This is a genomic window from Laedolimicola sp. (assembly GCF_051972735.1).
Lineage (GTDB): Bacteria > Bacillota > Clostridia > Lachnospirales > Lachnospiraceae > Laedolimicola > Laedolimicola intestinihominis.
Map to the genome: position 1 here is coordinate 1 of NZ_JBOKYU010000002.1, position 24,424 is coordinate 24,424.

Annotated in this window: 21 protein-coding genes; 6 read left to right on the forward strand and 15 right to left on the reverse strand. The window is 52.1% G+C overall.

The genetic code is table 11. The features are described from left to right. The 4 genes from ACTRC3_RS00775 to ACTRC3_RS00790 form a co-directional block, all read right to left on the reverse strand. Nucleotides 1-400 (reverse strand): MIP/aquaporin family protein (locus tag ACTRC3_RS00775; protein WP_440320823.1); only part of this gene is annotated, 400 nt, incomplete at its 3' end. A 123-nt stretch (nucleotides 401-523) separates the two neighbouring features. Next, nucleotides 524-2,020 carry a glycerol kinase GlpK gene (glpK, locus tag ACTRC3_RS00780; RefSeq protein WP_349164839.1) on the reverse strand — a complete coding sequence of 499 codons (1,497 nt, stop codon included), beginning with the start codon at nucleotides 2,018-2,020 and terminating at the stop codon, nucleotides 524-526. 62 nt (nucleotides 2,021-2,082) lie between these two features. Continuing rightward, nucleotides 2,083-3,024, reverse strand: a complete 942-nt coding sequence (locus tag ACTRC3_RS00785) for a GTP-binding protein (protein ID WP_440320825.1) — start codon at nucleotides 3,022-3,024, stop codon at nucleotides 2,083-2,085. A 14-nt stretch (nucleotides 3,025-3,038) separates the two neighbouring features. After that, nucleotides 3,039-4,064: an N-acetylmuramoyl-L-alanine amidase gene (locus ACTRC3_RS00790; RefSeq protein ID WP_440320827.1), complete on the reverse strand. Its 1,026-nt coding sequence runs from the start codon at nucleotides 4,062-4,064 to the stop codon at nucleotides 3,039-3,041. A 136-nt stretch (nucleotides 4,065-4,200) separates the two neighbouring features. Here ACTRC3_RS00790 and ACTRC3_RS00795 point away from each other — a divergent pair, with 136 nt between their 5' ends. Further along, complete coding sequence (locus tag ACTRC3_RS00795; protein ID WP_440320828.1) at nucleotides 4,201-5,229, forward strand: aldo/keto reductase; 1,029 nt, start codon at nucleotides 4,201-4,203, stop codon at nucleotides 5,227-5,229. A 54-nt stretch (nucleotides 5,230-5,283) separates the two neighbouring features. Here the strand turns inward: ACTRC3_RS00795 and ACTRC3_RS00800 are convergent, their stop codons facing one another. The 6 genes from ACTRC3_RS00800 to ACTRC3_RS00825 form a co-directional block, all read right to left on the reverse strand. Continuing rightward, nucleotides 5,284-5,778: a hypothetical protein gene (locus tag ACTRC3_RS00800; RefSeq protein WP_440320830.1), complete on the reverse strand. Its 495-nt coding sequence runs from the start codon at nucleotides 5,776-5,778 to the stop codon at nucleotides 5,284-5,286. Nucleotides 5,779-5,880: 102 nt separating this feature from the next. Continuing rightward, a complete protein-coding gene (locus ACTRC3_RS00805; protein WP_440320832.1) occupies nucleotides 5,881-6,321 on the reverse strand; it encodes a DUF4869 domain-containing protein in 441 nt (146 codons plus the stop codon). Between the two features lie 80 nt (nucleotides 6,322-6,401). After that, nucleotides 6,402-7,172: a DeoR/GlpR family DNA-binding transcription regulator gene (locus tag ACTRC3_RS00810; protein ID WP_440320834.1), complete on the reverse strand. Its 771-nt coding sequence runs from the start codon at nucleotides 7,170-7,172 to the stop codon at nucleotides 6,402-6,404. A 7-nt stretch (nucleotides 7,173-7,179) separates the two neighbouring features. Next, entirely contained in the window at nucleotides 7,180-7,644 is a 465-nt protein-coding gene (locus ACTRC3_RS00815) for an HAD family hydrolase (protein ID WP_440320836.1), read from the reverse strand. Continuing rightward, nucleotides 7,610-8,341, reverse strand: coding sequence for a BtpA/SgcQ family protein (locus ACTRC3_RS00820; RefSeq protein ID WP_440320838.1), 732 nt, complete (start codon nucleotides 8,339-8,341; stop codon nucleotides 7,610-7,612). Before ACTRC3_RS00820 ends, ACTRC3_RS00815 begins: the two co-directional genes overlap by 35 nt. Nucleotides 8,342-8,453: 112 nt before the next feature. Continuing rightward, a complete protein-coding gene (locus tag ACTRC3_RS00825; protein ID WP_440320840.1) occupies nucleotides 8,454-9,821 on the reverse strand; it encodes an MATE family efflux transporter in 1,368 nt (455 codons plus the stop codon). A 216-nt stretch (nucleotides 9,822-10,037) separates the two neighbouring features. Between ACTRC3_RS00825 and ACTRC3_RS00830 the strand changes: the two genes are divergently transcribed. Further along, the gene (locus tag ACTRC3_RS00830) at nucleotides 10,038-12,668 is read left to right on the forward strand and encodes a hybrid sensor histidine kinase/response regulator (RefSeq protein WP_440320842.1); all 2,631 of its coding nucleotides are present in this window, start codon (nucleotides 10,038-10,040) and stop codon (nucleotides 12,666-12,668) included. Between the two features lie 12 nt (nucleotides 12,669-12,680). On the opposite strand, the gene ACTRC3_RS00835 is transcribed toward ACTRC3_RS00830, so the two are convergent. The 4 genes from ACTRC3_RS00835 to ACTRC3_RS00850 all read right to left on the reverse strand — a co-directional run bounded on the left by ACTRC3_RS00835 (nucleotide 12,681) and on the right by ACTRC3_RS00850 (nucleotide 16,769). Further along, nucleotides 12,681-13,202: an isochorismatase family protein gene (locus tag ACTRC3_RS00835; RefSeq protein ID WP_178038315.1), complete on the reverse strand. Its 522-nt coding sequence runs from the start codon at nucleotides 13,200-13,202 to the stop codon at nucleotides 12,681-12,683. Nucleotide 13,203: 1 nt separating this feature from the next. Then, nucleotides 13,204-13,401, reverse strand: a complete 198-nt coding sequence (locus tag ACTRC3_RS00840; RefSeq protein ID WP_440320844.1) for a hypothetical protein — start codon at nucleotides 13,399-13,401, stop codon at nucleotides 13,204-13,206. A gap of 118 nt (nucleotides 13,402-13,519) precedes the next feature. Continuing rightward, the gene (locus tag ACTRC3_RS00845) at nucleotides 13,520-14,164 is read right to left on the reverse strand and encodes an HAD family hydrolase (RefSeq protein WP_440320846.1); all 645 of its coding nucleotides are present in this window, start codon (nucleotides 14,162-14,164) and stop codon (nucleotides 13,520-13,522) included. Between the two features lies 1 nt (nucleotide 14,165). Next, nucleotides 14,166-16,769 (reverse strand): transglycosylase domain-containing protein, encoded by a 2,604-nt coding sequence (locus ACTRC3_RS00850; RefSeq protein ID WP_440320848.1) that lies wholly within the window; start codon nucleotides 16,767-16,769, stop codon nucleotides 14,166-14,168. Nucleotides 16,770-17,014: 245 nt separating this feature from the next. Between ACTRC3_RS00850 and ACTRC3_RS00855 the strand changes: the two genes are divergently transcribed. Genes ACTRC3_RS00855 through ACTRC3_RS00870 form a run of 4 tightly spaced genes read left to right on the forward strand, consistent with a single transcriptional unit; the run spans nucleotide 17,015 to nucleotide 22,954 of the window. Beyond that, on the forward strand, nucleotides 17,015-17,323 hold the full coding sequence (locus ACTRC3_RS00855; RefSeq protein ID WP_349164828.1) for a DUF6514 family protein: 309 nt from the start codon (nucleotides 17,015-17,017) through the stop codon (nucleotides 17,321-17,323). 11 nt (nucleotides 17,324-17,334) lie between these two features. Next, nucleotides 17,335-18,003: a YigZ family protein gene (locus ACTRC3_RS00860; RefSeq protein WP_178038319.1), complete on the forward strand. Its 669-nt coding sequence runs from the start codon at nucleotides 17,335-17,337 to the stop codon at nucleotides 18,001-18,003. After that, complete coding sequence (locus tag ACTRC3_RS00865; protein ID WP_440320851.1) at nucleotides 18,000-20,474, forward strand: CotH kinase family protein; 2,475 nt, start codon at nucleotides 18,000-18,002, stop codon at nucleotides 20,472-20,474. Before ACTRC3_RS00860 ends, ACTRC3_RS00865 begins: the two co-directional genes overlap by 4 nt. Before the next feature lie 5 nt (nucleotides 20,475-20,479). Beyond that, entirely contained in the window at nucleotides 20,480-22,954 is a 2,475-nt protein-coding gene (locus ACTRC3_RS00870; RefSeq protein ID WP_440320853.1) for a CotH kinase family protein, read from the forward strand. Nucleotides 22,955-23,122: 168 nt separating this feature from the next. On the opposite strand, the gene eno is transcribed toward ACTRC3_RS00870, so the two are convergent. Beyond that, on the reverse strand, nucleotides 23,123-24,421 hold the full coding sequence (gene eno / locus ACTRC3_RS00875; protein ID WP_178038323.1) for a phosphopyruvate hydratase: 1,299 nt from the start codon (nucleotides 24,419-24,421) through the stop codon (nucleotides 23,123-23,125). Nucleotides 24,422-24,424: the final 3 nt, after the last annotated feature.

Here is a 24,424-nt window from a genome sequence, read left to right on the forward strand (position 1 = left end):
TATTCAGACCACGGTTCCGGATAGACGGCGCGGTACAGAATACGCCCCGCTTGGCGGCTGCATCGTCGGTAGCGTCAAACTGGCCCTTGAACAGCAGGTAGACCAGACAGGCTCCCACAAAGGCTCCCGCGAACTGGGCGATGATGTAGCCGGGTACCATAGACCAGGCGAAGCTGCCGTCGATGGCCAGCGCCAGAGTCAGAGCCGGGTTGAAGGACGCGCCCGAGGCTGCCCCGAAGATACAGGCCGGAATCATGACCGCCAGGCCCCAGGCAAAGGTAATCTGGACGCTTCCCGCGCCCTTCATACCGGATTTATTGAGTGTCACATTGGCTACCACGCCGTCGCCCAGAAGGATGAGCAGCATGGTGCCGAGGAATTCTGCGATATATGGCAGCATAAGATACCCTCTCTTTCATGGGCGCTCCGCCCTGCGAAGCGCCATATCAGTTTCATTGATTTGTTCACACCCTTCGCTTTCGCAGTCGTTCACCTTATGTAAACCATAAACTTTTCAGTCTGTCTAATCCTCTTTTGCCCAGCCGTAAGCGTATTTCACAGCCTTTTTCCAGCCCTTAATCTTCTTCTCCCGCTCTTCCGCGCCGATCTGCGGCTCAAAAATCGCGTTGATGGCCCAGTTCTTCCGTACATCTTCCTTATTTGCCCAGTAGCCTACCGCCAGACCGGCCAGATATGCCGCGCCCATGGCCGTAGTCTCCACGCAGCTTGGACGGTTCACCGGAGCGCCAATAATATCCGACTGAGTCTGCATCAGGAAATCATTGGCGCTGGCGCCGCCGTCCACTTTCAGCGCAGACAGCTTAATGCCGGAATCCGCCTCCATAGCCACCAGCACGTCATTGACCTGGTAAGCCAGGGATTCCAGGGTTGCACGGATGATATGGTACTTATTTACGCCGCGGGTGATGCCCACGATGGTGCCCCGGGCGTACTGATCCCAGTAAGGTGCGCCTAACCCAGTAAACGCAGGCACCACATAGCAGCCGTTGGTATCCGGCACCTTTTTCGCCATATATTCGGAATCCGGTGCGGAATCGATGATACGAAGCTCATCCCGCAGCCACTGAATGGCCGCGCCTGCCACGAAGATGGATCCCTCCAGGGCGTAATTTACTTTGCCGTCCAGGCCCCAGGCGATGGTGGTCACTAGCCCGTTGTCGGAAAATACCGGTTTCTCTCCTGTATTCATCAGCATGAAGCAGCCGGTTCCGTATGTATTCTTGGCCTCGCCCGGTTCAAAGCAGGTCTGTCCGAACAGAGCCGCCTGCTGGTCGCCCGCCGCGCCCGCAATGGGAATCGAACCGCCCAGGAAGGATGGATCCGTCTGACCGTACACACAGCTCGACGGTTTCGCCTCGGGCAGCATACCTCTGGGGATACCAAGCTCTGCCAGAATCTCATCGTCCCACTGCAGGGTGTTAATGTTGAACAGCATGGTTCGGGATGCGTTGGAATAGTCTGTCACATGTACCGCGCCTTTGGTCAGTTTCCAGATAAGCCAGGTCTCCACGGTTCCGAAAAGCAGTTCGCCCTTTTCGGCCCGCTCTCTGGCTCCATCCACATGGTCGAGAATCCATTTTACCTTGGTTCCGGAAAAGTAGGCATCAATAACCAGCCCCGTCTTCTTCCGGAATTTCTCAGTCAGTCCTTTCTCCTTCAGGGAGTCGCAATACTCGCTGGTCCGACGGCATTGCCACACGATCGCGTGGTAGATAGGATCTCCCGTCTTCTTATCCCAGACAATGGACGTCTCTCTCTGATTGGTAATGCCGATGGCCGCGATGTCCGCCGCCGTGGCTCCGATGCGGCTCATGGCCTCCACGGCTACGCCCAGCATGCTTGCCCAGATTTCGTCCGCGTCATGCTCCACCCAGCCGGGCTTCGGGAAATACTGCTTGAATTCCCGCTGTGCCACGCTGCACATTTCTCCCCTTTCGTTGAACAGGATACACCGGTTGCTGGTGGTTCCTGCGTCCAATGCCATTACATACTTTGCCATAGTTTTCCTCCTTCAGGTTTCCTTGCTTCTATTTGCATCCTATGAAACTATTGTCCCACTTATTAATCATTTTCCGAATCCTGAAAATATTTTTGAAGCGCCTCCTTCGACAGTCCTTCACCGATGACAATCAGAATTTCCTGCCCCCTGGAAATGGGCTTTAACAGTGTCTCCCGGCGAGTGGCGTTAAGCTCCAGCCATCCATCCCCTACCGGCAGAAAGCCTTTAATCCGGAAAATATGTCCGCAGGCCCGATCCGCGAATACGGCGTGTACAGCCCCTAAAAGTTCCTCTTCGGTCATTTTCACATGCATAAAAAAGAAGGAATCAAAGACCTCCTCCTGCTGCGGCGCCTTGCAGTAATCAGACATCTGATAGCCCGCTCGCATCAGCCGTTCGAAATCTTCGTCTGTAAATTCGAACCAGTTGCTTCGTATTATCTCATTATCCAGCTGCCTGCTGCATCCGACTTTTTTAAGTGCCCGATTCAGGTGCGCCACGGTCGCGTCCATCTCCGCCGCACTGGCCTCCCGGGTCCGGCTTAAGAGCACCGCTCCGGCGTCCGCCGCCTCGGCAGCCAGCAGATAATCAGCCGCATCCGACAGTTCCTGCGGCAGCTTCGCGTCCACGATGGCAAATACATTTCCTATCTCGTACCAGCGATCCAGAGGCTCCTCATGGAGAGCGTCAAAGAATTCATCCACGTCGTAGATACCCGAGGGCTCCACCAGCACCCGGTCATAGCCGCTCATGCCCATGGCGATAAGCTTGGTCTTGAACCGGCGTCTGTGGCAGTCTTTATCACAGCCGCCCGAAACCATTTCCAGCTCGCAGTTGTCGCCCTCCAGATCCTGAAGCAGCATCATGTCCACGTTCACCGCGCCGAAATCATTTTCCAGGATGCCGATGTTGTAGCCCTTTTTTATCAGCCACTGGGCGTACTGGCGGATGAAGGTGGTCTTGCCGGAGCCTAAGAAGCCTGTGATCAAATCTATTTTTACCATACTGTCCTCATTTCCTATTCTGCAAAATATGTGTCCAGGCCGTCCGCGATACCCCGGGCAATCTTCCACTGGTAATCATCGGAAGCCATCTTCAGATCCTCTGTCGGATTGGTCATGTAACCCATCTCCACGATGGTGACCGGAACCTGACACCAGTTGATTCCGCTCATGGTGTCCGTCTCCCAGACACGCTCCCTCTTACATCCGGTGGAAGCGCACAGGGCGTCCAGAATATCGCCTGACAGTTTTTTACTCTGTGCCGCCAGTTCGCCGTTGTAGGGATTGGAAGCCGTCTGGCAGATGGTCATGGCCCCGTGAACCGACGAGTCGGTGGAACCGTTCGCATGGATGCGCACAAAAGCATCCGCGCCCGCCTCATTGGCCATCTGCGCCCGCTCGCTGTTGCTGATATTTACATCATTTTCTGTGCGGATCATCAGAACCTGATAACCGCGGTTTGTCAGTTCCTCTTCCAGCTTCAAAGCCACCTGCAGGGTCAGCTGATACTCTGCCAGGCCGCTGGCCGCTCCCGAAGTTCCGGAGGCCACCTTCGCCTTCGTCTTGCCGGCTCCCGGTCCGATAGGCTCCTGCCCGGAATTGCCGTGGGCCTGATGTCCTGCATCGATGGCGATCAGATAACCCGATGGCAGCGCATCCTCTGTCACCAGATAAGCGCTGGCCACATAGCAGGTTTCCCCGTCCAGAAGAATCTTCGTCCATTCTCCCTCTTCGCCGATTTTCTGAATCTCTTCCCGGCGATTCAACACCGCCACGATATCAGATTCCGTGCTGGCTTCGCTCCGCACATTGACGCGACTGCCGGCATACATGGATACCGGTTCCGTCTCCTGCGTTTCTTCCGGCTCCGTTTCCTCCGGCTGTTCTTCTTCCGTCTCTTCTGCAGGCTCCTCTGTGTTCGCCACCTGTGTTACGGTTGGCTCCTCCTCTTTCCCGGATCCGCAGCCGAGCATTCCTGTCACCGCCAGATTCAGAGCTGCAACGCCAAGTATTATAATTAATTTTTTTCCTGTCTTTATCATAATTCACCTCATTTCCCAGTATAAAGCATTTTCCGTAATTCTTCTACTATTTTCACCACTTCTTGAATCTGCCGCAAAATCGTATTAAAATAGGATCGGCTTATGAAATAAAATTTCGCAATAACGGAGGATCTCTATGAAAAATATTACACTGGGCACTACCGGCATTACCGTTCCCCAGAACGCCTTCGGCGCGCTTCCGGTACAGCGCGTGGACATGGACACAGCTGTGGCGATTCTGCGCCGCGCCTATGAGGGCGGCATGCGCTTCTTCGACACGGCCCGGGCCTACACCGACAGTGAAGAAAAGCTGGGCAACGCCTTCGAAGGCATACGCGACCGCATCTACATCGCCAGCAAGACCATGGGCCACACCCCGGAAGCCTTCCGGGAGCAGCTTGACACCTCTTTAAAGCTCCTGAAAACCGACTATCTGGACATCTACCAGTTCCACTGTGTCGACCAGTGCTACCGTCCCGGCGACGGTACCGGCATGTACGAGTGTATGCTGGAAGCCAAAGAGCAGGGCAAGATTCGTCATATCGGCGTCACCGCCCATAAGCTTGGCGTGGCAAAGGAATGCATCGAATCCGGGCTTTATGAGACTCTGCAATACCCCTTAAGCTACCTCTCCTCTGAGAAGGAGCTTAATTTGATTCAGCTTTGTAAAGAACATAACATGGGCTTCATCGCCATGAAAGGGCTGGCCGGAGGCCTCATCAATAACTCCCGGTCTGCCTTTGCCTTCATGTCCCAGTTCGACAATGTGCTTCCCATCTGGGGCATTCAAAAAATGACCGAGCTGGAAGAGTGGCTTTCCTACATGGACGAGCCGCCCGCCCTGAACGCGGAGATCACTGCCTTTATCGAGAAGGAAAAAGCGGAGCTGAACGGGGAATTCTGCCGCGGCTGCGGCTATTGCATGCCCTGTCCCGCCGGCATTCTCATCAACAACTGCGCCCGCATGTCCCTGATGGTCCGCCGCGCCCCTTCCGCCAACTGGCTGAGCGAACAGTGGCAGGAAAATATGAAGAAAATCGAGGGCTGTCTCCACTGCAACCAGTGTATGAAGAAATGTCCTTACGAGCTGAATACGCCAGAGTTGCTTCAGAAGAATTATGAGGATTATAAGAAGATCCTGGCCGGGGAAGTGAAGGTGAATTAAGTAGTTTCCATAAAATTAGGAGGAGTTTCTTTATACAAAACTCCTCCTAATTTATTAAAATTCAATCCCTTCCACCGCCCGCAACACGGCTTCTCTGTTCTTTTCATGCAGATATACCGGATTCAGGCGATTCTTTCGATATTGTAGATAACTGTTCTCCGTGCTTTCCATCAAAAGCTTCGTAAAATACCGTTCCCAGCTAAAATATTCACAACTATCTGCGTATTCTTCCGGCGCGTCAAGGATTCTCTCTACCTGTTTTCCGCTGATTAAACCCGATTTCAAAATCAGCCACTCGAAAGACTCTGGAAGATACAACTTGATATTTCTATGATTACGTGTCCATTTATACAACGCATTCATCTCCGGACCAATCGCGGCTCCGTCTGCAATGACACAAGTTTCTTTTTCGTTCTCACTCTTTACATTCTCAAACAGATTTGACTTTCCTCCCGCGCTGATACATTCCAGATTTTTCTCCACGCTTAACGCCTTGAAGAACTCATAACCCGCATTAGAATCCTCCGTGATCAGTTTCTCCGGTTTCACCGGAAATGCCTCCACATCTGTATATATCCGGTTATCTCAAATTCATAATGTAATCTGTTATTTTGAACAATTATTTTATGCTTTCCCTTCATTGCCTATCCCCTATACATAGTCGCCTGCAATATAGATAAATTCCGACATATTATGCACTATCGTGTCCGTATTCAGGATCCTGGCTTCAAAGGATTTCTCTCCAAAATCCATAATATGTCTCAGATTAATGGTTAAATCCTTTTCCTGTGCGATTTTCAAAATCCATTTTGCGCAGTTATCTCCGCACGCCGACGCATTAAACACTTTTCCGCTTTCATCAAAGGCCATCAGCATCAGCGTCTTTACGCCTCCGGAAAGCTCTTTTGTGGAAATCGGTTCCAGCACCGGACTATCTATCAGACGGGCGCTTACTACCTCCGACTTGTCGACATCCTTTATCATCGCCACCGACAGCGGCTCTGTAATCCATTCGTCTTCGTATCGGTTGTCAAAATATGTGGGCGGATGATAAATCACCCCGTCCATATCCCCTAAAAATATACTGAGCATAACGACCTCCTTTTTGAAGTCTAATATACACAAAACCAAACAGCCAGCCAGAGTTTTTTCCACTCCGGCTGGCCGTCTTATCAATCGCATAAAATCACTTTAATTCCCTTTTCCCGATATTCCATGATCTTTTCTTCGCTCAGTCCCGAATCCGTAATCAGGATGGATAGTGCTTCCGGCTCGCAGAGCTTGAAACGCTTTACCTGGGATTCCTTAGTGCTGTCCGCGCAGAGGATGCATTCAGAGGCGTAGGACATGTACCTTTTTTTCAAAAGGACATCCTCGTAATTCGTATGCGTCACGCCTGCGGCGATGTCGAAAGCGCTGGCTCCCATAAAGTACTTCTTTACGTTCAGCGTCTCTATGATATCTGACATACCTCCGTACAAATCATAGGCATCCCGGTGCTTGATTCCTCCGCTGACCACCAGGGAAATTTCTCTGTTCCCGCACAGGGTATAGGCAACCTTCAAATCATTAGTCGCCACGGTCAGGTTCTTCAGCTTCCGATCCTCAGCCAGAAGCTTCGCGAAATAGTACATGGTACTTCCTGAGTCAATGATAATGGTATCATTGTCCTCCAGCATGGAATAAGCTGCTTCCGCAATCTTTGTTTTGAACGAAATATTGAGACGCTCTTTATCCTCGATAACCTGCTCGAATTCACCGGAATTGACGGTACTGACCACTCCTCCATGAACCTTTGATACATTTCCACTTTTTACCAGTTCGTTGATATCTCTGTTCAAGGTCGCCTTGGACACATTGAAATGAGATAATAATTCTTCTATTGATACATTTCCTTTGTTAATGATATATTGCAGCATATCAATGTGTCTCTGATATTTCATGTTCGGCCTATTCTCCTATTTCGTCAAATAATGTTTTCATCTCCCGATATGAATGTACGGTATAGTCCGCGCCATCTGTCTCCTGTTTGATACTTGCACCCTTAAATGCCACGACCTTCAGGCCTGCATTTTTCGCTGCCATAACACCATTTCTGGAATCTTCAATGACAATGGTTTCATATTTTTTTGCTTCCAGATGATCCACCGCATAATTATAGATCTCAGGATCCGGTTTGGAATGTTCAAACGCCTCACCGCTCACAAGCAGGTCAAAATACTCCGTCACACCTAGATTATACAGTACTTCCTTTATCCAGGCAAGCTCTGATGAGGACGCAAGGCCGATTTTATAGCCTCTTTCCTTCAGATATTGCAGGAAATCCGTCAATCCGTCAATCTCTTTGAGCTCCGTATCCGCCATTACCCGGTCGAAATACTCATTCTGCAGTTCGATTAGGGCCCGAACCGACATATAAATGTTTTACGCGCTCCTCATCAATCTGGTTGCGGAATACGCCGTCCTTCTTGAAGCTGGTGCCGATAAACATTGCATCAACGTAGGGGAGATACTGGTCTACATTGTCATAATTTACGCCAGTGGCAGCGAAAATTACTGCGTCCGGATATTTTTCGCGGCAGAACTTGATATCCTCTACCCTCGGCTTTTGGCCTGCCACAACGCCTGCAATGGCGATAGCGTCCGGTTTATCCAGGAAATAAGTGGATTTAAGCAAAGTAACTGCATCTCTTCCGCCCAGATCCGCGCTGGACTCCGGCATCAGGTAATATACCAGCTTGAAATCCGGAATGCTTAAGGCCTTGCAGAGTCTTCTTGCTGTGCCTGCGTCTCCCTGGGCGATGCCTGCATTGGTAGACCAGGAACCATGGAACACGCCTCTGGTGAAGCATGCGCCTGTGGCGCTTGACAGCGCGATGGTTGCCTTCTCGTCAGAAATGCAGTCATTTCCGTAAGGAAGCTTGATGACATCCTTCAGAGCGCCCATCACGTAAGCCATAGCTGCTACAGTCTCCGGCTCTACCTTATTCAGGTAGGGCAGGGAAAACTCGTTTGTAAATAACAGTCCGTCCGCGAAATGTCCTTGAGATATTTTGAGATTAAATGAGAGTTTTTGATTTAAATAATGATTCGTTTTTTCATATCTTCTCAATTTTTCACCTACAGAATCTGCCGCCTACAGTTCCTTACGGATACTTCGTAACAAAAAAGGAGCTCACAGTCTCTACTATGAACTCCCTATTTATCCATCCTCTCCTGGCCTATCACGCCGCTTTCTTCAGTTCCTTCCTCCAGCTGTGCGTCACGTAAAAATAATAAGGCACCAGCGGAATCAGCGCGGAAATCCATGCCGCAGGATCCGACAGACAGACGCCCGCAAAGCTGGCCTTTCCGGCTACCAGCAGTACGATCCCTGTCCGGGCAACCAGCTCGAAGACACCGCCCAGCATCGGCACCAGGCCATAGCCCAGACCCTGCAGGGTATTCCGGTACAGAAAGATGCTGCCCAGGAACGGATAGCACCAGAATACCATACGAAAATACAGCACCGCCACATCGATAACCTCCGTCTCAGATGCGCTGACAAACAGAAGCGTCATATATTTACTGAAGAAAAATACCAGTACCATGGCAAATACACTGTAAATCAGAATCATAACCTGGGTACAGCGCACGCCCTCCAGCACGCGCTCCTTCTTGCCCGCGCCCCAGTTCTGTCCCACATAAGTGGCAATGGTGGCGCCAAAGGCCACATAGACGGTCGCTATGATATTCTGGAGCTTGCCGCCCGCAGAGAAGCCCGCCATATAAGTCTCTCCATATACGTTGACCGCGCCCTGCACGATGATGGTTCCAATGGCCGTAATGGAAAACTGAAGCGCCATGGGAATACCCAACGCCAGCAGTCTTCCACAGGAATGCAGTGAAAACGCAAAGTTCTCTTTTTTCAAATGCAGAATCGGATAACGCTTTACAATATAGAAGAAACACAATACCGCGGAAATCCCCTGGGCAATGACAGTCGCGTAAGCACAGCCCTCTACGCCCATACCGCCATAAATGATAAAGGCCACGTCCAGCCCCACATTGATGATTGCGGAAATAATCAGGAAATACAGCGGCGATTTGGAATCTCCCAGCGCGCGCAGGAAGGCCGCCAGCGCATTGTAGGCCGCCGTCACAATCAGGCCCGCATAAATAATTCCCATATAGGCTTTTACATCCGGCATGATCTCGTCCGAATAATTCATCAGCCGCAGAATTGGCACATTGGCTGCTCCCAGTCCCACCGTCATCAGCACTGCGAAACCGATGGACAGGTAGACGGACATGGCCACATAATGGCGCATCCGTTCATATTCCTTTGCGCCAAACCACTGGGCCACCAGAATCGCAAAGCCACTGGCCAGACCGTTCAGCCATCCGGTCACAAAGAACATCAGGGAACCCGTACTCCCAATCGCTGCCAAGGCCCGCACGCCCAGGAACTGGCCGGCGATGATGGAATCGGCCACGTTATAGAACTGCTGGAACACATTGCCCAGAAACATGGGCACCATAAAATGGAGAATCAGCTTCACGGGGCTTCCCACCGTCATATCATGCATTTTTCCGGCTGTATTTTCACTCATTTCCAAAACTCCTCACATATTACAAAACTTCGTAACTGTTCAGTATCTGACCAGTTACAAAACTTCTATCTATGGCTACGGCTTCACATTATAACATGGATGCCTTTAAAAATACAGCTTTTTTCGCTGATTTTGCAGTTATTTTTTTCTGCTTTCTTGACACTCCGGGGCCTTTCCGATACTATTAGCTTATTACTCAAGGAGATGGTATCTTCCATGCAAATGACCATTGAAAATACATACGATAATCTGAAATCCAGCCTGGACGATCTGGAGCTGATGCTGCACCAGATGGTCCGGATTGACCGCGCCCGGGATGTACACGAGCTGCACGATTCCATTCAGAATCTGCTGCAGGCCATGGGCGACTATACAAAGGCCGACCGGGTCTTTATTTTTGAATTCCGTGACGCTCTGCATATCTATCGCAACACCTATGAATGGTGCGCTCCCGGAATCACGCCGCAGATCGATAACCTGCAGACCATAGAGCCATCCGATATTCCCGTCTGGCAGGCGGCCTTTGAGCAGGGAGAAAATATCGTTATTCCGAATTTGGAGGATGTTCGGGACACGATGCCCGGGGAATATGAAATTCTGCGGGTACAGGACATTCACAGTGAGATTTCTTTCCCTATTTTCAGTAAGGATGCACTCATCGGCTTTCTCGGGCTGGATAACCCAACCATCGAAGGTTCACACCGTTTCATCAACCTGCTGGCGGTCGTCGGAAGTCACCTGGGCGGCGCCTGGGCCAATTTCCGTACAAGCGCCCTGCTGGAGCAGAGCCAGTCGGATCTGCGTGACAGCATGCAGGCTTTGCAGAAGGATCAGCAGGTACTGGAAGCTCTGTGCCGGGACTACACCTGTGTATACACGCTGGATCCTGTGATGGATCGCATCGAGCTGGTACAGGTAGACCCCAATGCCAACGCACAGCTGGTTCTGGCTGCCCTTCAGACCCGCCAGCTTTCTCACCATGAGATCATTCACGCCTATTACCAGAATTTTGTCGTCAAGGCTTCCGCCCGGGATTTTCTCACCCGGCTGGATGGCCGCGCGCTTCAGGAAGAGCTGAACCGGAAAGAACGTGTCATTTATCGTTTTCGCACTCTGCCAAATTCTGCCGGGCAGGAATATTTTGAGCTGCAGGCCGTGAAAATCAACACCAAGAACAACCCTTACCGTATCCTTGTGGGCTTCCATCATATCGATGATATTGTAAATGAGGAGCTTCGGCAGCAGAAGGAGCTGGAAACGGCTCTGGAAGAGGCACGCCTGAACAGTGAGATTGTGTCTGCCATCAGCAAGATTTACTTTTCTATCTATCGCATTGATTTGAACGCGGATATTTATGATGAGATTTCCAGCGGAGAAGAATTCCACCGGCTGACTGGTCTGTCCGGAAAGGCTTCCCTGAAAATGAAGGAGCTTTGCAATACCTTCGTCACCCATGAATACTATGATCGGGTCATGCTCTTTCTGGATCTGTCCACCCTGAAAGAACGTCTGTCCAGGGACGAGTCGGTGGGCATCGAGTATCTGGCCAAGGACGGCAACTGGCATCTGGCCCGCTTTATCGTCAAGAAGCGGGATGAGAACGGCCAGGTATCCCATGTCCTCTACACCACCCGCCTGATCAGCGACACCAAGCACCGGGAGCAGAACTGGATCGTCATTGCCGAAGCGGCCAATAAGGCAAATAAGGCCAAGACGGATTTTCTCTCCCGTATGGCCCACGATATCCGGACTCCCATGAACGCCATCATGGGCTTCACTTCCATCGCCCAGAATCAGCTGGACAACACGGAACGGCTGAAGGATACCCTGCGGAAGATTCAGATCTCCGGGCGCTATCTGCAGCAGATCGCGGACGACGTGCTGGATATCAGCCGCATCGAAAGCGGCTCGCTGAAGCTGGACAATGTGGATACCAGCATTACCAGACTGTTTCAGGATACCGCAGACACAGCCCGGGAGATTCAGCCTGAAAAGCATCTGCAGTTCTTCTGTGACGCCCATGACATCGCTTACGAGCACGTCCTTGGCGATCCGCTGCATCTGCAGCAGATCTATATGAACCTTCTGTCCAACGCGGTAAAATATACGCCTGAGGGCGGTGAAATCCATTTTGAGATTTATCAGGAGCTGCTGCCCCATAACCATCAGCTGAACCTGATTTCCATTATCCGGGATACCGGCATCGGCATGTCGCCGGAATTTATGAAGGAAATGTATTCCAAATTTTCCCGGGCTGTGGATACCCGGGTCAATAAGGTGCGCGGCAGCGGATTGGGGCTGACCATCGTGCGGGAGCTGATGGAGTTGATGCAGGGAACCATCCATGTGCAGAGCACGCCGGGCGAAGGAACCTGTTTTAAGCTTACCATTCCGCTTACCTATCTGGATCCCGACGCAGAGCCTGACAAAATCGGACAGAAAAAAGCCCCGGCCGGAGAACTCTGCAAAGGTATGCATCTTCTCGTAGCCGAGGACAATGATTTAAATTATGAAGTGGCGTCCGAGCTTCTGGCTCTCCGCGACGTCACCTGCGACCGGGCCGAGGACGGCGCCATCTGTGTGGAGCGGTTTAATACAGCTCAGCCCTTCACCTACAACGCCATTCTCATGGATATTCAGATGCCTGTCATGGACGGACTGGAAGCCACCATGGCTATCCGCACACTGGAGCATCCCCAGGCCAAGTCCATTCCCATCATCGCCATGACGGCCAACGCGTTTACCGATGATGTGAACAGCTGTATGGCGGCCGGTATGAACCGGCATATGTCCAAGCCGCTGAATATCGACGATTTACTGGAAGTTCTCGCTTCCTACCGCAATTAAATCAAAAAACAATTAAAGCACTTCCACCTGACACATTTTCATGGTGGTCAACGCCGCCTCGTGGCTTGCGGGTGTCACGCCCGCACAGCAGGCGGCGATTACTTTCACCGGAGTCTCCGGCAGATACGCCTTGATGAGCAGTGCGTTGGATACCACACAGATATCCGTACACAGGCCAATCAGGGTCACCTCCAGTTCTTCCTTTTCCGCCAGCTTTTCGATTTTTTCCGCCAGCTTTCTGGAGCCGAAGGTGGGCTTATCGATGATCTCTGCTTCGCCCAGAGCCTTCGCCACCTTTTCGTTAATCTCCCAGCCCTTTGTTCCCTTTACACAGTGAACCACCGGAAGCTTTCTTCCTTCCTGGGTCTCCAGATAATTCTCCGGATGGGTATCTCTGGTAGCGAATACATCTTTCACATCGTATTTTCCAATTTCCTCCACTACGTTATCTACAATCTGAACGGCTTCCGCTGTTCCCAGACTTCCGTCAATGAAATCATTCTGCATATCTACTACAACCAGTAATTTCCGCATGCTAAATTCCTCCAAAATACAGTTTTTCATATCCAAGCAGGCTGCACAGCCGGGTCATATAGGGCTGCTCAATCCGTGCTTTCTTCAATACCTCTTCCTGGGCGATGGTCGGCTCGTCCAGAATCAGCACTTTCGTATCCATGGCCTCCACCAGCTCCGCGGGCCGGGTGGTCGGCACGAACACTGCAAAGGCCAGCAATATGCTACTCCCTCTGTCTGTTGTCTGCATTAAACATAAAAATAGAACTTTACAGGTATCTTGTCAACTATAAAGTTCTATTTAAAAGGGCTGCCCGGAATTTGGACAGCCCTTTTCGCTATTTATCAAGGCATTTTTTCAATTCTTCCACAGTCGCCGCAATCCTCGCTGCGCCTGCTTCCGTGAGCTCCTCCCGGCTGCCATAGCCGTAAAGCACGCCGATGCAGGGAAGGCCGTTTTCTCTGGCTCCGCGGACGTCATTTTCCCGATCGCCGACCATCACAGCCCCGGACAGATCATAGCTACCCGCCTCTATAGCATAGCGGAGCACATCCGCCTTCTCCACCCGGTTTTCGTCCATACTGGCTCCCGCAATCCGATCGAAATACTGTGCCAGCCCGAAATGTTCCATAATCTGAACCGCAAACGCTTCCGGCTTGGAAGTAGCAACGACCAGCTTCCGTCCGGCGTCTTTCAGATACGCCGCCAGTTCCCTGATGCCGGGATACACGGAGTTCTCAAACATTCCCTTTTCCACATAGTACTCCCGGTAATATTCAATACTTTTTTGGCACTGCTCTGGCGTAAAGTTATAATATTTCGCAAAGGATTCCGCCAGCGGCGGACCTACAAATGCATTTAACACGCTGTAGTCCTCCACCTTGATATTCCATTTATTCAGGGCATACGCCACTGAATGAGTGATACCCGGGCCGGAATCTGTCAAGGTTCCATCCAAATCAAAGAAAATCGTCTGATACATGTTATTCTCCTGTGTCGATCTCATCCGTGTCATCACTTTCTCCGGTATCAATCTCGCCAACTGACGCGGAACCGTCTGTTGGCGGCTGATTTACCGCGCCGATTACATTGCCCGGATGCAGGCTGCAGGGCTTCGCTACCAGCGGGGAACCGGATACGCTGTTATCCTCCGGAACCAGGGTAATAACCCGGAACTCATGTACCGGGCACGCGTCTGTGGCCAGAGCGCCGCTCTCCACGCAGGCCTCACCGGTTACATGAACGTCACAGTACTCCGTAGGCACAGTTCCCTCCGCAAAGTATTCTGTTTTCACCATACCGTCACAGATGCCGGGAATCGGAAGCTTACCGGACGCCGCGCATACAGTGGCGCTGGTTACAGAAGACGGTTTCGGAAATCCGATATCGGACTGTCCCTCGCTTAATCTGGACATCACTGCCTTCCAGATCTTTTTGTGGTAACTGGTCTCTCCCTTCTTACTGGAGAGCTCATGGTTATTATCATAGCCGGCCCAGATACCCGCCGTGTAGTAAGGCGTGTAGCCTACGAACCAGACGTCGCGGTTATCCGATGTCGTACCGGTCTTACCGGCAACGCTCATGCCGCCGAAGTTCACGGCTTTACCGGTACCCGTGGTCACTACATCCTGCATGGCGCTGGTCAGAAGCCATGCGGTACTATCCTTCAGGACAGTTCTGCTGTAAGCTTCCGTATTATCAATCAGGACATTACCGTCGTGATCGGTAATCTTTGTGTAGAAAACCGGCTTTTCATAGACACCGCCGTTGGCGATGGTTGCGTAGGCAGCAGTCAGTTCCACGTTCTTGACGCCATTCGTGATACCACCCAATACCATAGCCTGGGTGTAATCGTTCCTGCCATCCTTCAGCTCTTTCTGCATGGTGGTAATACCCATATTTTCCAGGTAATTAATGCCAAGCGCCGGAGTGATATCCGTAATCGTCTTCACAGCTACGATATTCATAGACTGCTCAATACCTCTCCGGAGAGAAGTCCAGCCCTGATAATTCTCGCCGTTCCAGTTCCGGACCGGACGTCCCTTGCCGCCGTCGTAATTATAGGGTGCGTCATACTGGGTAGTCGCCAGCGTCATACCCGCGGAATCCAGCGCTGCCGCGTAGGCCGCCACCACCTTGAAGGTAGAACCGGGCTGACGGGTCGTATCTGTGGCACGGTTCAGGGACAGGCTCTCGGTCTTCTCGCCACGGCCGCCTACTATTCCCTTCACATAGCCTGTGGACTGATCCATCACAACCATGGAGATCTGCGGCTGGATGGTCATATTGATAGTTTCGTAGATCTTATCGCCGTCCTCGACAATGGATTCCTTGTATGCGTCAATGTGCGCCTGGGCGTCCTCTTTGCTGTCAAACAGCAGTTCGAAATTCGAAGACTCATTTTCCCTGAAATACTTCTCCATCATTTCTTTGCTGTAATTGGTCTGCGTGCCGTCCGGCTTCACCACAGTCAGCGCATACTCCAGACCTATCTTGGCACCTGCCGGATAGTTATCCTCATTGGATGTCTCCTCATCCATAATCTTCTGGACTTCCGGATCCTGCGCAGTCTCGATGGTCAGGCCGCCGTTGTATACCAGATTATAAGCCTGCTGGGAGGTGTATCCCTTGACCTCCTGCAGATCGTTGATCACCTGCGCAATGGTCGCGTCCACATAATAGGAATAGACGCTTGCACTGCTCTTGGTCTCATTGGTGGTCTGAATGCGGTCATAGACGTCATCCGCCATGGCCTCCTGATATTCTTCCTCGCTGATATCACCGCATTTTTTCATATCATCCAGTACAATCTCTCGCCGCTTGGCATTCTCCTCCGGATCTGTAACCGGATTGTACTTGGTGGGGCTCTTGGTGATACCCGCGATAACCGCAGCTTCAGAGACACTCAGTTCGCTGACGTCCTTATTGAAATAGCGGTTGGCTGCCGCCTGAATACCCAGAGTATTCTGTCCTAAATTGATCGTATTCAGATAGGCTTCCAGAATTTCATCCTTGGTCATGATCTTCTCAAGCTCCAGAGCCAGATACTGCTCCTGCAGCTTACGCTCAATCTTCTCCACCAGCGTATCCTCACTCATGAAGTCAAAGACACTGTTCTTCAGAAGCTGCTGGGTAATGGTGCTGGCGCCTTCGGTTTTCCTGAAGCCGCTGGCAATCCCCTTCATGCCTGCTCTGATGATACCCTTCAGGTCAATGCCGTTATGCTTATAAAATCGCTCGTCCTCTACATCTACAAAAGCTTTCTGCACATGCTCCGGAATATTGTCAATATCCACCCAGACACGGTTGGATCCCGCTGTGATAAGCTCTGCCATTTTATTTCCATCAGAGTCTACCATGACGGACTTGTATCCTCTCGGAATCACACTGGTGCTGTCAATATCCGGCGCATTGTCGATGACTCCCTTGACGATTCCGATTCCGGCGCACAGACCGATCACGCCTGCTGCCAGCAGGCAAACCAGAAATGCTTTTATAAAAATTACGCTGGCCTTTTTACCGGCCTTCGCGGACTTGGAGTGCATAGACTTCTGCTTTTTCGAAGTACTGCGTTTCCCGTAATTCATGTTTTATCCTCCTATACATCCAATCATTATATCAAAAAGTAATGTCAGAATAAAGAGTTATTTGAGAAATTCACAGTTTCTTAAGCATTTCCCCGCGTCTGTCCCTTGTGCGGAGACGCCTGTTTATATTATAATAATATACACTGTAAAAATTTAATATCTGTGACAGCTTTCGACATTCTTTTTTCAGGTATTCCTGTATAATTTTTGAAAACCCGGCACAGCCCGACGCAAAGGAGATTATCATGCAAAAAGAATACCTGATTGAAACCCGTTCTGTCACAGACGAAAAAGGAAACCTGCTGCACCTGAAATATTATCTAATAGAGGAAGAACGGCCCGTATCACCCGCCCCGCTCTATCGGATCTGCATTAAAAAATCACTGACGGAGTATCCCGGAGTGGAGGAGGCGGAAAGCACGCCGCCCGTATCAGCTTCAGAAAGCCGGGCCCGGGAAATGCTCCGAAGTCTAATAAAGAATGCAGTGACGCCCGTATGTCTTCTGGAAATCGTGGACGATATGATGTCTCTGGAGAGCGGACAGGCTTCCTGAAAGGAAGTAACATGTCAGAAACATACCGTTTTGCATATGAGGGCGGTGTGGGTGAGCTTGTGGAAAAAAAATCCCGTTTTATCGCCACAGTAACCCCCGTCACCTCTGAAGAAGAAGCCCTTCGCTTCATCGAACAGACAAAGAAAAAATACTGGGATGCCCGTCATAACTGCACAGCCTTCACCATCGGCAGCCGCCACCAGCTGACCCGCTGCAGCGACGATGGCGAACCGGCCGGAACCGCGGGCCGTCCCATGCTGGACGTCCTCTTAAAAGAAGATATTCACAATGTGGCCGTTGTCGTAACCCGCTATTTCGGCGGCACCCTGCTGGGCACCGGCGGACTGGTGCGCGCCTATTCCGGAGCGGTTCAGGAGGGACTCCGAAGCTCCGTGATTCTTACCCGTCAGTCCGGCGTACGACTGGAGATCCGCACCGATTACACAGATCTGGGTAAAATTCAGTATCTGATGGGACAGGAACAAATTCCGACCCTCGCTTCCGATTATACCGATTCCGTCTATCTCGAAGCCCTGGTGCCTGTCAGACAGCTGGAGTCTTTTTGCAATGCCCTGACGGAAGGAACTGCCGGAAAAGTATCGCTCACAAAAGGAGACCCCTGTGATTACGCCCTGAATGGCGGCGAATTGCTTCTGCTTGATAAGGGGGAGCCTGTATGAAGACCTTTTCCCCCCGGTTCCGAAAAGCACTCCCGGTTCTTCTGATTACTGCCGCCCTGGCGCTCTCACTCTCTGCCTGGGGACTCTGGAAATACCGCTTCTCCCGGCTTGCAGCTCCTCTGAAACCGCTCTGTATCAATGAGCTCTCGGTTTCCAGCCTCGCCACGCAGGTCGGCGGTTCCACGATATACGAGGATTACATCGAGCTCTACAATCCCAATAATAATACAATTTCCCTGGACGGACTGTATCTGTCTGATACCTCCGACTACACGCTGGCCCCGCTGCCCGATGTCACCATCGGCCCCGGCGCTCATCTCTGCATCTACGCCGCAGGGCAGGATGGCTCCGTGCCTGAAGGGCAGCTTTCTGTCCCTTTCAGTCTCTCTGAAAACGAAACTGTCTCACTGACACGTTTAGAGGAAAATACAGCCGGTACAGCATCCTCCGTTTTGCTGGATACCGTCTACATCCCCGATTCTATGAAAATCGGAGCTGTCTATGCACGCACGGAAGACGGCGGAGAAACCTTTGCCCAGATGAGACCCTCACCCGGGACTGCCAATCAGGAGGCTGCCCTTGTACTCGAAGATCCCACATTTTCACAGCCAAGTGGTTTTTATGAAGACGCAGTTTCTCTGCAAATCAGTTCTTCCAGCGGCACTACGGTTCATTATACGCTGGACGGAAGCGACCCGACGACGGACTCTCCCCTCTACAGCGGCTCGTTGACACTGATGGATCCCAGCTCTCATTCCGATCGCTATGCCTCCCGCACTGATATCACCGAACAAGATAGCGGATACCTGCCACCGGATTCTCCGGTCGATAAGGCTGTGGTGCTGCGCGCCGTCGCTTTTGACGCCGCCGGTAATTCCAGCAATATCACTACGGCCACCTATTTTATCGACTTTGATCAGAAGGATGGGTATGAAAATGCTGCTGTGCTTTCTCTCGTGACGGATCCGGACAACCTTTTTTCTTCTGAAACCGGTATTTACGTCCGCGGCGCCCTGTATGATGACGCCATGGAAGCCGGACTCATTTACAACGGCCTTCCATGGACCTATCTGACCGAATACACCAACTATTATCTGGAAGGCGCAGAAGCTGAACGCCCGGTCTATATCCAATTCTTTGACGCCTCCCGGGAAGAGACGCTGGCTCAGGACTGCGGTATACGGATTCGCGGCAATGAATCCCGTCATTTCCCGCAGAAAAGCTTCTCCCTGTACGCCAGAAGCCGCTATGGTTCCTCTTCCTTTTCGCCTGTTTTCTTTGATACGGGCATTTCCTATCCGAATCTGATACTGAACTCCGGCCGTCAGCTGAAGAAGATCTTTTTCTTTTCCCTGGTGGAAGACCGCGATACGGCCATTCAGCAATATACTCCCTGCCAGGTCTTTCTGAACGGCGAGTATTGGGGCATGTATTACCTGATGGAAAAATATTCCTCCGAATACCTTGCAGGACATTACGACGTAGCTCCCGACAATACCCTGCTCGTCAAGGATACCCGCTATGTGGAAAATGGCAGCCCTCAGGATATTGCCCGCTACAAAGAACTCCGCACCTTTCTCGCGGAGCAGAATCTGGCTGATCCGGACGTCTATCAGGAGCTTCTCACCAAAATGGATATGCAGAGCTTCATCGACTGGATGTGTACCAACATCTACATCGCCAACACCGATACCAAGCCTCTGGGTGGAAATGTCCTCACCTGGCAGACACTCACACCGGAAAACGATGCCGAGGGCGACGGACGCTTCCGCTGGATGCTCTACGACCTGGACGACTCCCTGGCTGTCGGAACGGATCTGGCTGCTACCCCAGCCTACGCCTTCGACTCCTTCACCGGACATTCCGCTTACTCCGAGCTGGGTTTTCTGGACGATGATCCCTTGCCCGCCCTCATGAAAAATAAGGACTTCCGCCGCCAGTTTGTCCTGACCTTCCTGGACATGGCCAACGAGAGCTTCCGCTGGGAGCACGTAAAAGCGCTTCTGGAGAATCTTGAAGAACAGCATGCCTGGGCTGACACAGGCTGGATGCGCTGGAACACAGCTCCCCAGACAGGCACCTTCGAAGAACAGACCGCGGAGCTCCACACATTCTTCGAGCACCGTGCCGAATACATCATCCCGATGCTGGCCGAACATTTTGGCCTGCAAGGGCCATTAGTTGACATAACTTTATCTTCTGTTCCGGACAAGCAGGGCAACATCAAACTGAATACCATCTCCCCGGATCTTTCCGAAACCGACTGGAACGGACAGTATTACACGGATTATCCCATGACCGTAAGGGCGGACTCCGCCAAAGGATATCGGTTTGTACGCTGGGAAGTAGATGGCGGAGAGATTGTTTCCGGTGATGTAAATGATCCGGAAATCCAGGTTCATCTGTCCGGAGACGTCCGCATCACCGCCCATTTTAAGAAAGAAATCAAACTTTTACATGCTAAGGAGTAATGACTTTGAAACAGCTATCCCCCCGCCGGAAAACGCTCGTCTTCATACAACTCGCCGGTATTACGCTCGGTCTGGCTCTGCTTGTCGTTCTGGGCTTCAAATACCGCACCGTCAGCTACACGGAGCCGGTTCTCTCCCTGAAAATCAATGAAATCTGTGTCGCTAATCCGGGAACTCCGGTCAGCCACGGCGTCACCTACCAGAACTATCTTGAGCTGTACAATCCCACCCGGAAAACCATTTCCCTGGCAGGGCTTCGCGTCGGCACCGATTCCGAAACATCAGATATGCTGCTTGCGGGGGAAATCGCGCCGCATGGCTATGCCTGTATCTATGCTTTGAGCGGAGACGCTCCCGCCCCGGAAGGCAGTCTTGGCATCTCCCTTGATCTCTCCAACGCCAAAACCGTCACAGTCACCTGGGAAGAAATCACTGTTCTGACAACCCTGAAGACCGAACCGGCTCTTCCGGTGGATTCCGTCACGCTACCTGCCTCTCTGACAGCCGGGACCGTTTACGCCCGCACGGAAGACGGCGGAGATGATTTTGCTGAACTGCGCCCCACCCCCGGCTCCTCCAACACAGAGGCACACCGGCTTCTGTCAGAGCAGCCGGTCATCGAGACGCCCAGCGGCTTCTATCAAAACTCCGTCACCGTCTCTATATCCGTCCCGGATGGGCTCACCATCCGCTATACCCTGGATGGCAGTGTGCCTGATGAAACCTCGCAGGTCTATGACGGCTCTCTGACTTTTACCGATCCCGGCAGTCAGCCCAATGTCTACTCCGCACGGACCGATATCGCAGCCGAGACCACCGCCTATCTTCCGCCCACAGAAGCCGTAGACAAAGCAGTCATCCTCCGCGCCGCAGCCTTTGACGCAGACGGCAATCAGAGCAATCCAGTGACCGCCACCTACTTCATCAACCTGGACCGGAAAGAGGGCTACCAGAATGCCTGGATCGTCTCCCTGATTTCTGAGCCCGACAACCTTTTCTCCGACGAACGTGGTATCTATGTCCGTGGATCCGTCTATGAGCAGGCTCTACAGGATGGCATCATCTATGAAGAATTCCCCTGGATTGATCTGATGGATTACATGAACTACCACCGGGAAGGCTCTGAGTCCGAGCGGCGCGCGCAGCTGACCATTTTCGACAGCGAGAGCACTGTCTGCATCGATCAGGAATGCGGCATCCGCATACGCGGCAACGCCTCCCGCAGCTTTCCGCAGAAAAGTTTCACCCTGTTTGCCCGCAAACGCTACGGGAACAATACCTTCGCCTCGGTTTTCAGCGATCCGGACGAGACCTGTCCGACCCTGATTCTGAACAACAGCCGTACCCTGACTAAGACCTTTTTCTTTCGTCTGGTGGATGACCGCAACACCGCCGGACAGGAATACCGGCCCTGTCAGCTCTTCCTGAACGGAGAATACTGGGGCATGTACTATCTGATGGAAAAATACTCCGCTGAATATCTGGAAAATCATTATCAGGTACCGGCGTCTGATATTCTGCTCATCAAAGACAGCGAAGAAATCCAATCCGGCAACGCCGAAGACAACACCTGCTGGCAGGAAGTCCTGGACCTCTTCCGGACGGATCTGTCTGATCCGGATAACTACACAGCGCTCCTGGAAAAAGTAGACATCCAGAGCCTCATCGACTGGCTCTGCACCAACATCTACATTGCCAACACCGACACCCGCCCTCTGGGCGGCAATGTCTACACCTGGCGAAGCATACGCCCCACCGGCGAAGATTACAACGATGGCAAATGGCGCTGGATCCTCTACGACCTGGACGACGCCCTGGCCGTGGGAACCGAATATGAAAATAACGAGCCCTGGAAGATGGACGCCTTCACTGACCACGCAGGCTACTACCCGGCAGGACTTCTGGACACGGAGCCCCTGCCAGGCCTCATGCGGAACGAAGACTTCCGCCGTCAGTTCGTTCAGACTTTTCTGGACATGACCAACGAAAACTTCGATGCAGACCGCGTCAGCACCCTTCTGGACGAACAGAAAGCCAGCACCTCCGACCAGGCAGCCATCAGCTGGCAGCGCTGGAACGCGGAGCTCTGGCATGATACCTACGACGCCCAGATCGAGACCCTGCGCACCTATTTCGAGAACCGCCGCGAAGTCGTCCTCGCCCAGCTGGCCGACCACTTTGACCTGAACGGCGAATTAGTTGACATAACTTTAAATGTTCGCACCGAAGGGAGCGAAGATGAACCCGGCGGCACCGTCACCCTGAATACCCTCACTCCCGACCTGACCACATCCGACTGGACCGGCCAGTACTACACCGATTATCCGGTGTCCTTACAGGCCCTGCATGCCAAAGGGTATCGGTTTGTGCGCTGGGAGATAGAAAATGGGGAGATTGTGTCGGGGGACTCGGAACACAAGAAGATAGAGGTGCAGTTGAACGCGGATACGCGAATCACTGCGGTATTTGAAAAGAAATAATTTAGGTTATGAGGCCCGAGGGGCAGGACAGGGACTTTGTAATTTCCAGTGTACAGCGTTTTAGCGGACTGCGTGGGGCACCTGCGGACCTCAAGTCCGTGGGTGGCACAGTCCGATAAACGATGAACACGGAAATCACAAAGTCCCTGCCCGTCCGTCTTCTATACCTTACTTCACATTAAACGCCTTAATTCCCGGATAAACCGCTGATTTACCCAATGCCTCCTCGATACGCAGCAGCTGATTGTACTTCGCCACACGCTCACTTCTGCTCGGCGCACCCGTCTTAATCTGGCAGGTATTCAACGCAACCGCCAGATCTGCGATCGTCGTATCCGCAGTCTCGCCGGAACGATGGGAGGTAACAGCCGTATAACCAGCCTTATGAGCCATCTTGATAGCTTCCAGCGTCTCAGACACAGAACCAATCTGGTTCAGTTTGATCAGAATAGAGTTACCGCAGCCCATCTCAATTCCCTTAGACAGACGCTCCGTATTGGTCACAAACAGGTCATCGCCAACCAGCTGTACCTTGTCGCCCAGACGGGCCGTCAGCTTCTGCCAGCCTTCCCAATCCTCCTCATCCAGACCATCCTCGATCGAAATAATCGGATACTTTTCGCAAAGGTCAGCCCAGTGCTCAATCAGCTGCTCCGCCGTAAATTCTGTACCGGCCTTCGGCAGCTTGTAAAAGCCCCTGCCCTTCTCACTCTTCCACTCAGAAGAAGCCGCATCCATTGCAATCATGAAATCCTTACCCGGCTCGTATCCGGCCTTCTTTACGGCCTCCAGAATCGTCTCAATAGCCTCTGCGTCAGATTTAAGTGCCGGAGCAAAACCACCCTCGTCACCGACGGATGTGGCCAGCCCTCTCTCTTTCAGGATAGACGCCAGCGCATGGAATACCTCCGCACACCATCTTAGGCACTCCTTAAAGGAAGGCGCGCCCACCGGCATGATCATGAACTCCTGTACATCCAGTCCGGAGGACAGTGCATGGCAGCCACCATTTACAATATTCATCATCGGCACCGGCAGGCGATTGCCATTGATGCCGCCCAGGAAACGATACAGCGGCATATCCAGAGCTGCTGCTGACGCACGGCAGGTCGCGATGGATACGGCCAGAATCGCGTTTGCACCCAGCTTGGACTTGTCCTTCGTGCCGTCCGCCTCGATCATGGCGCGGTCTACGGCGTAGATGTCAGAAGCATCCAGGCCTTTGACTGCCTCATTGATAATGGTATTGATGTTCTCTACGGCCTTTGTAACGCCCTTTCCCAGATATCGGCTTTTGTCACCGTCACGCAGCTCCAGCGCCTCAAATTCACCTGTAGAAGCGCCGCTGGGAGCGGTTCCGCGCGCTACGGTGCCATCTGCCAGAGTTACCTCAGCCTCTACCGTCGGATTTCCTCTGGAATCCAGAATCTCTCTTCCCACAACCTTCTCAATCTGTAAAAAATCCATTTT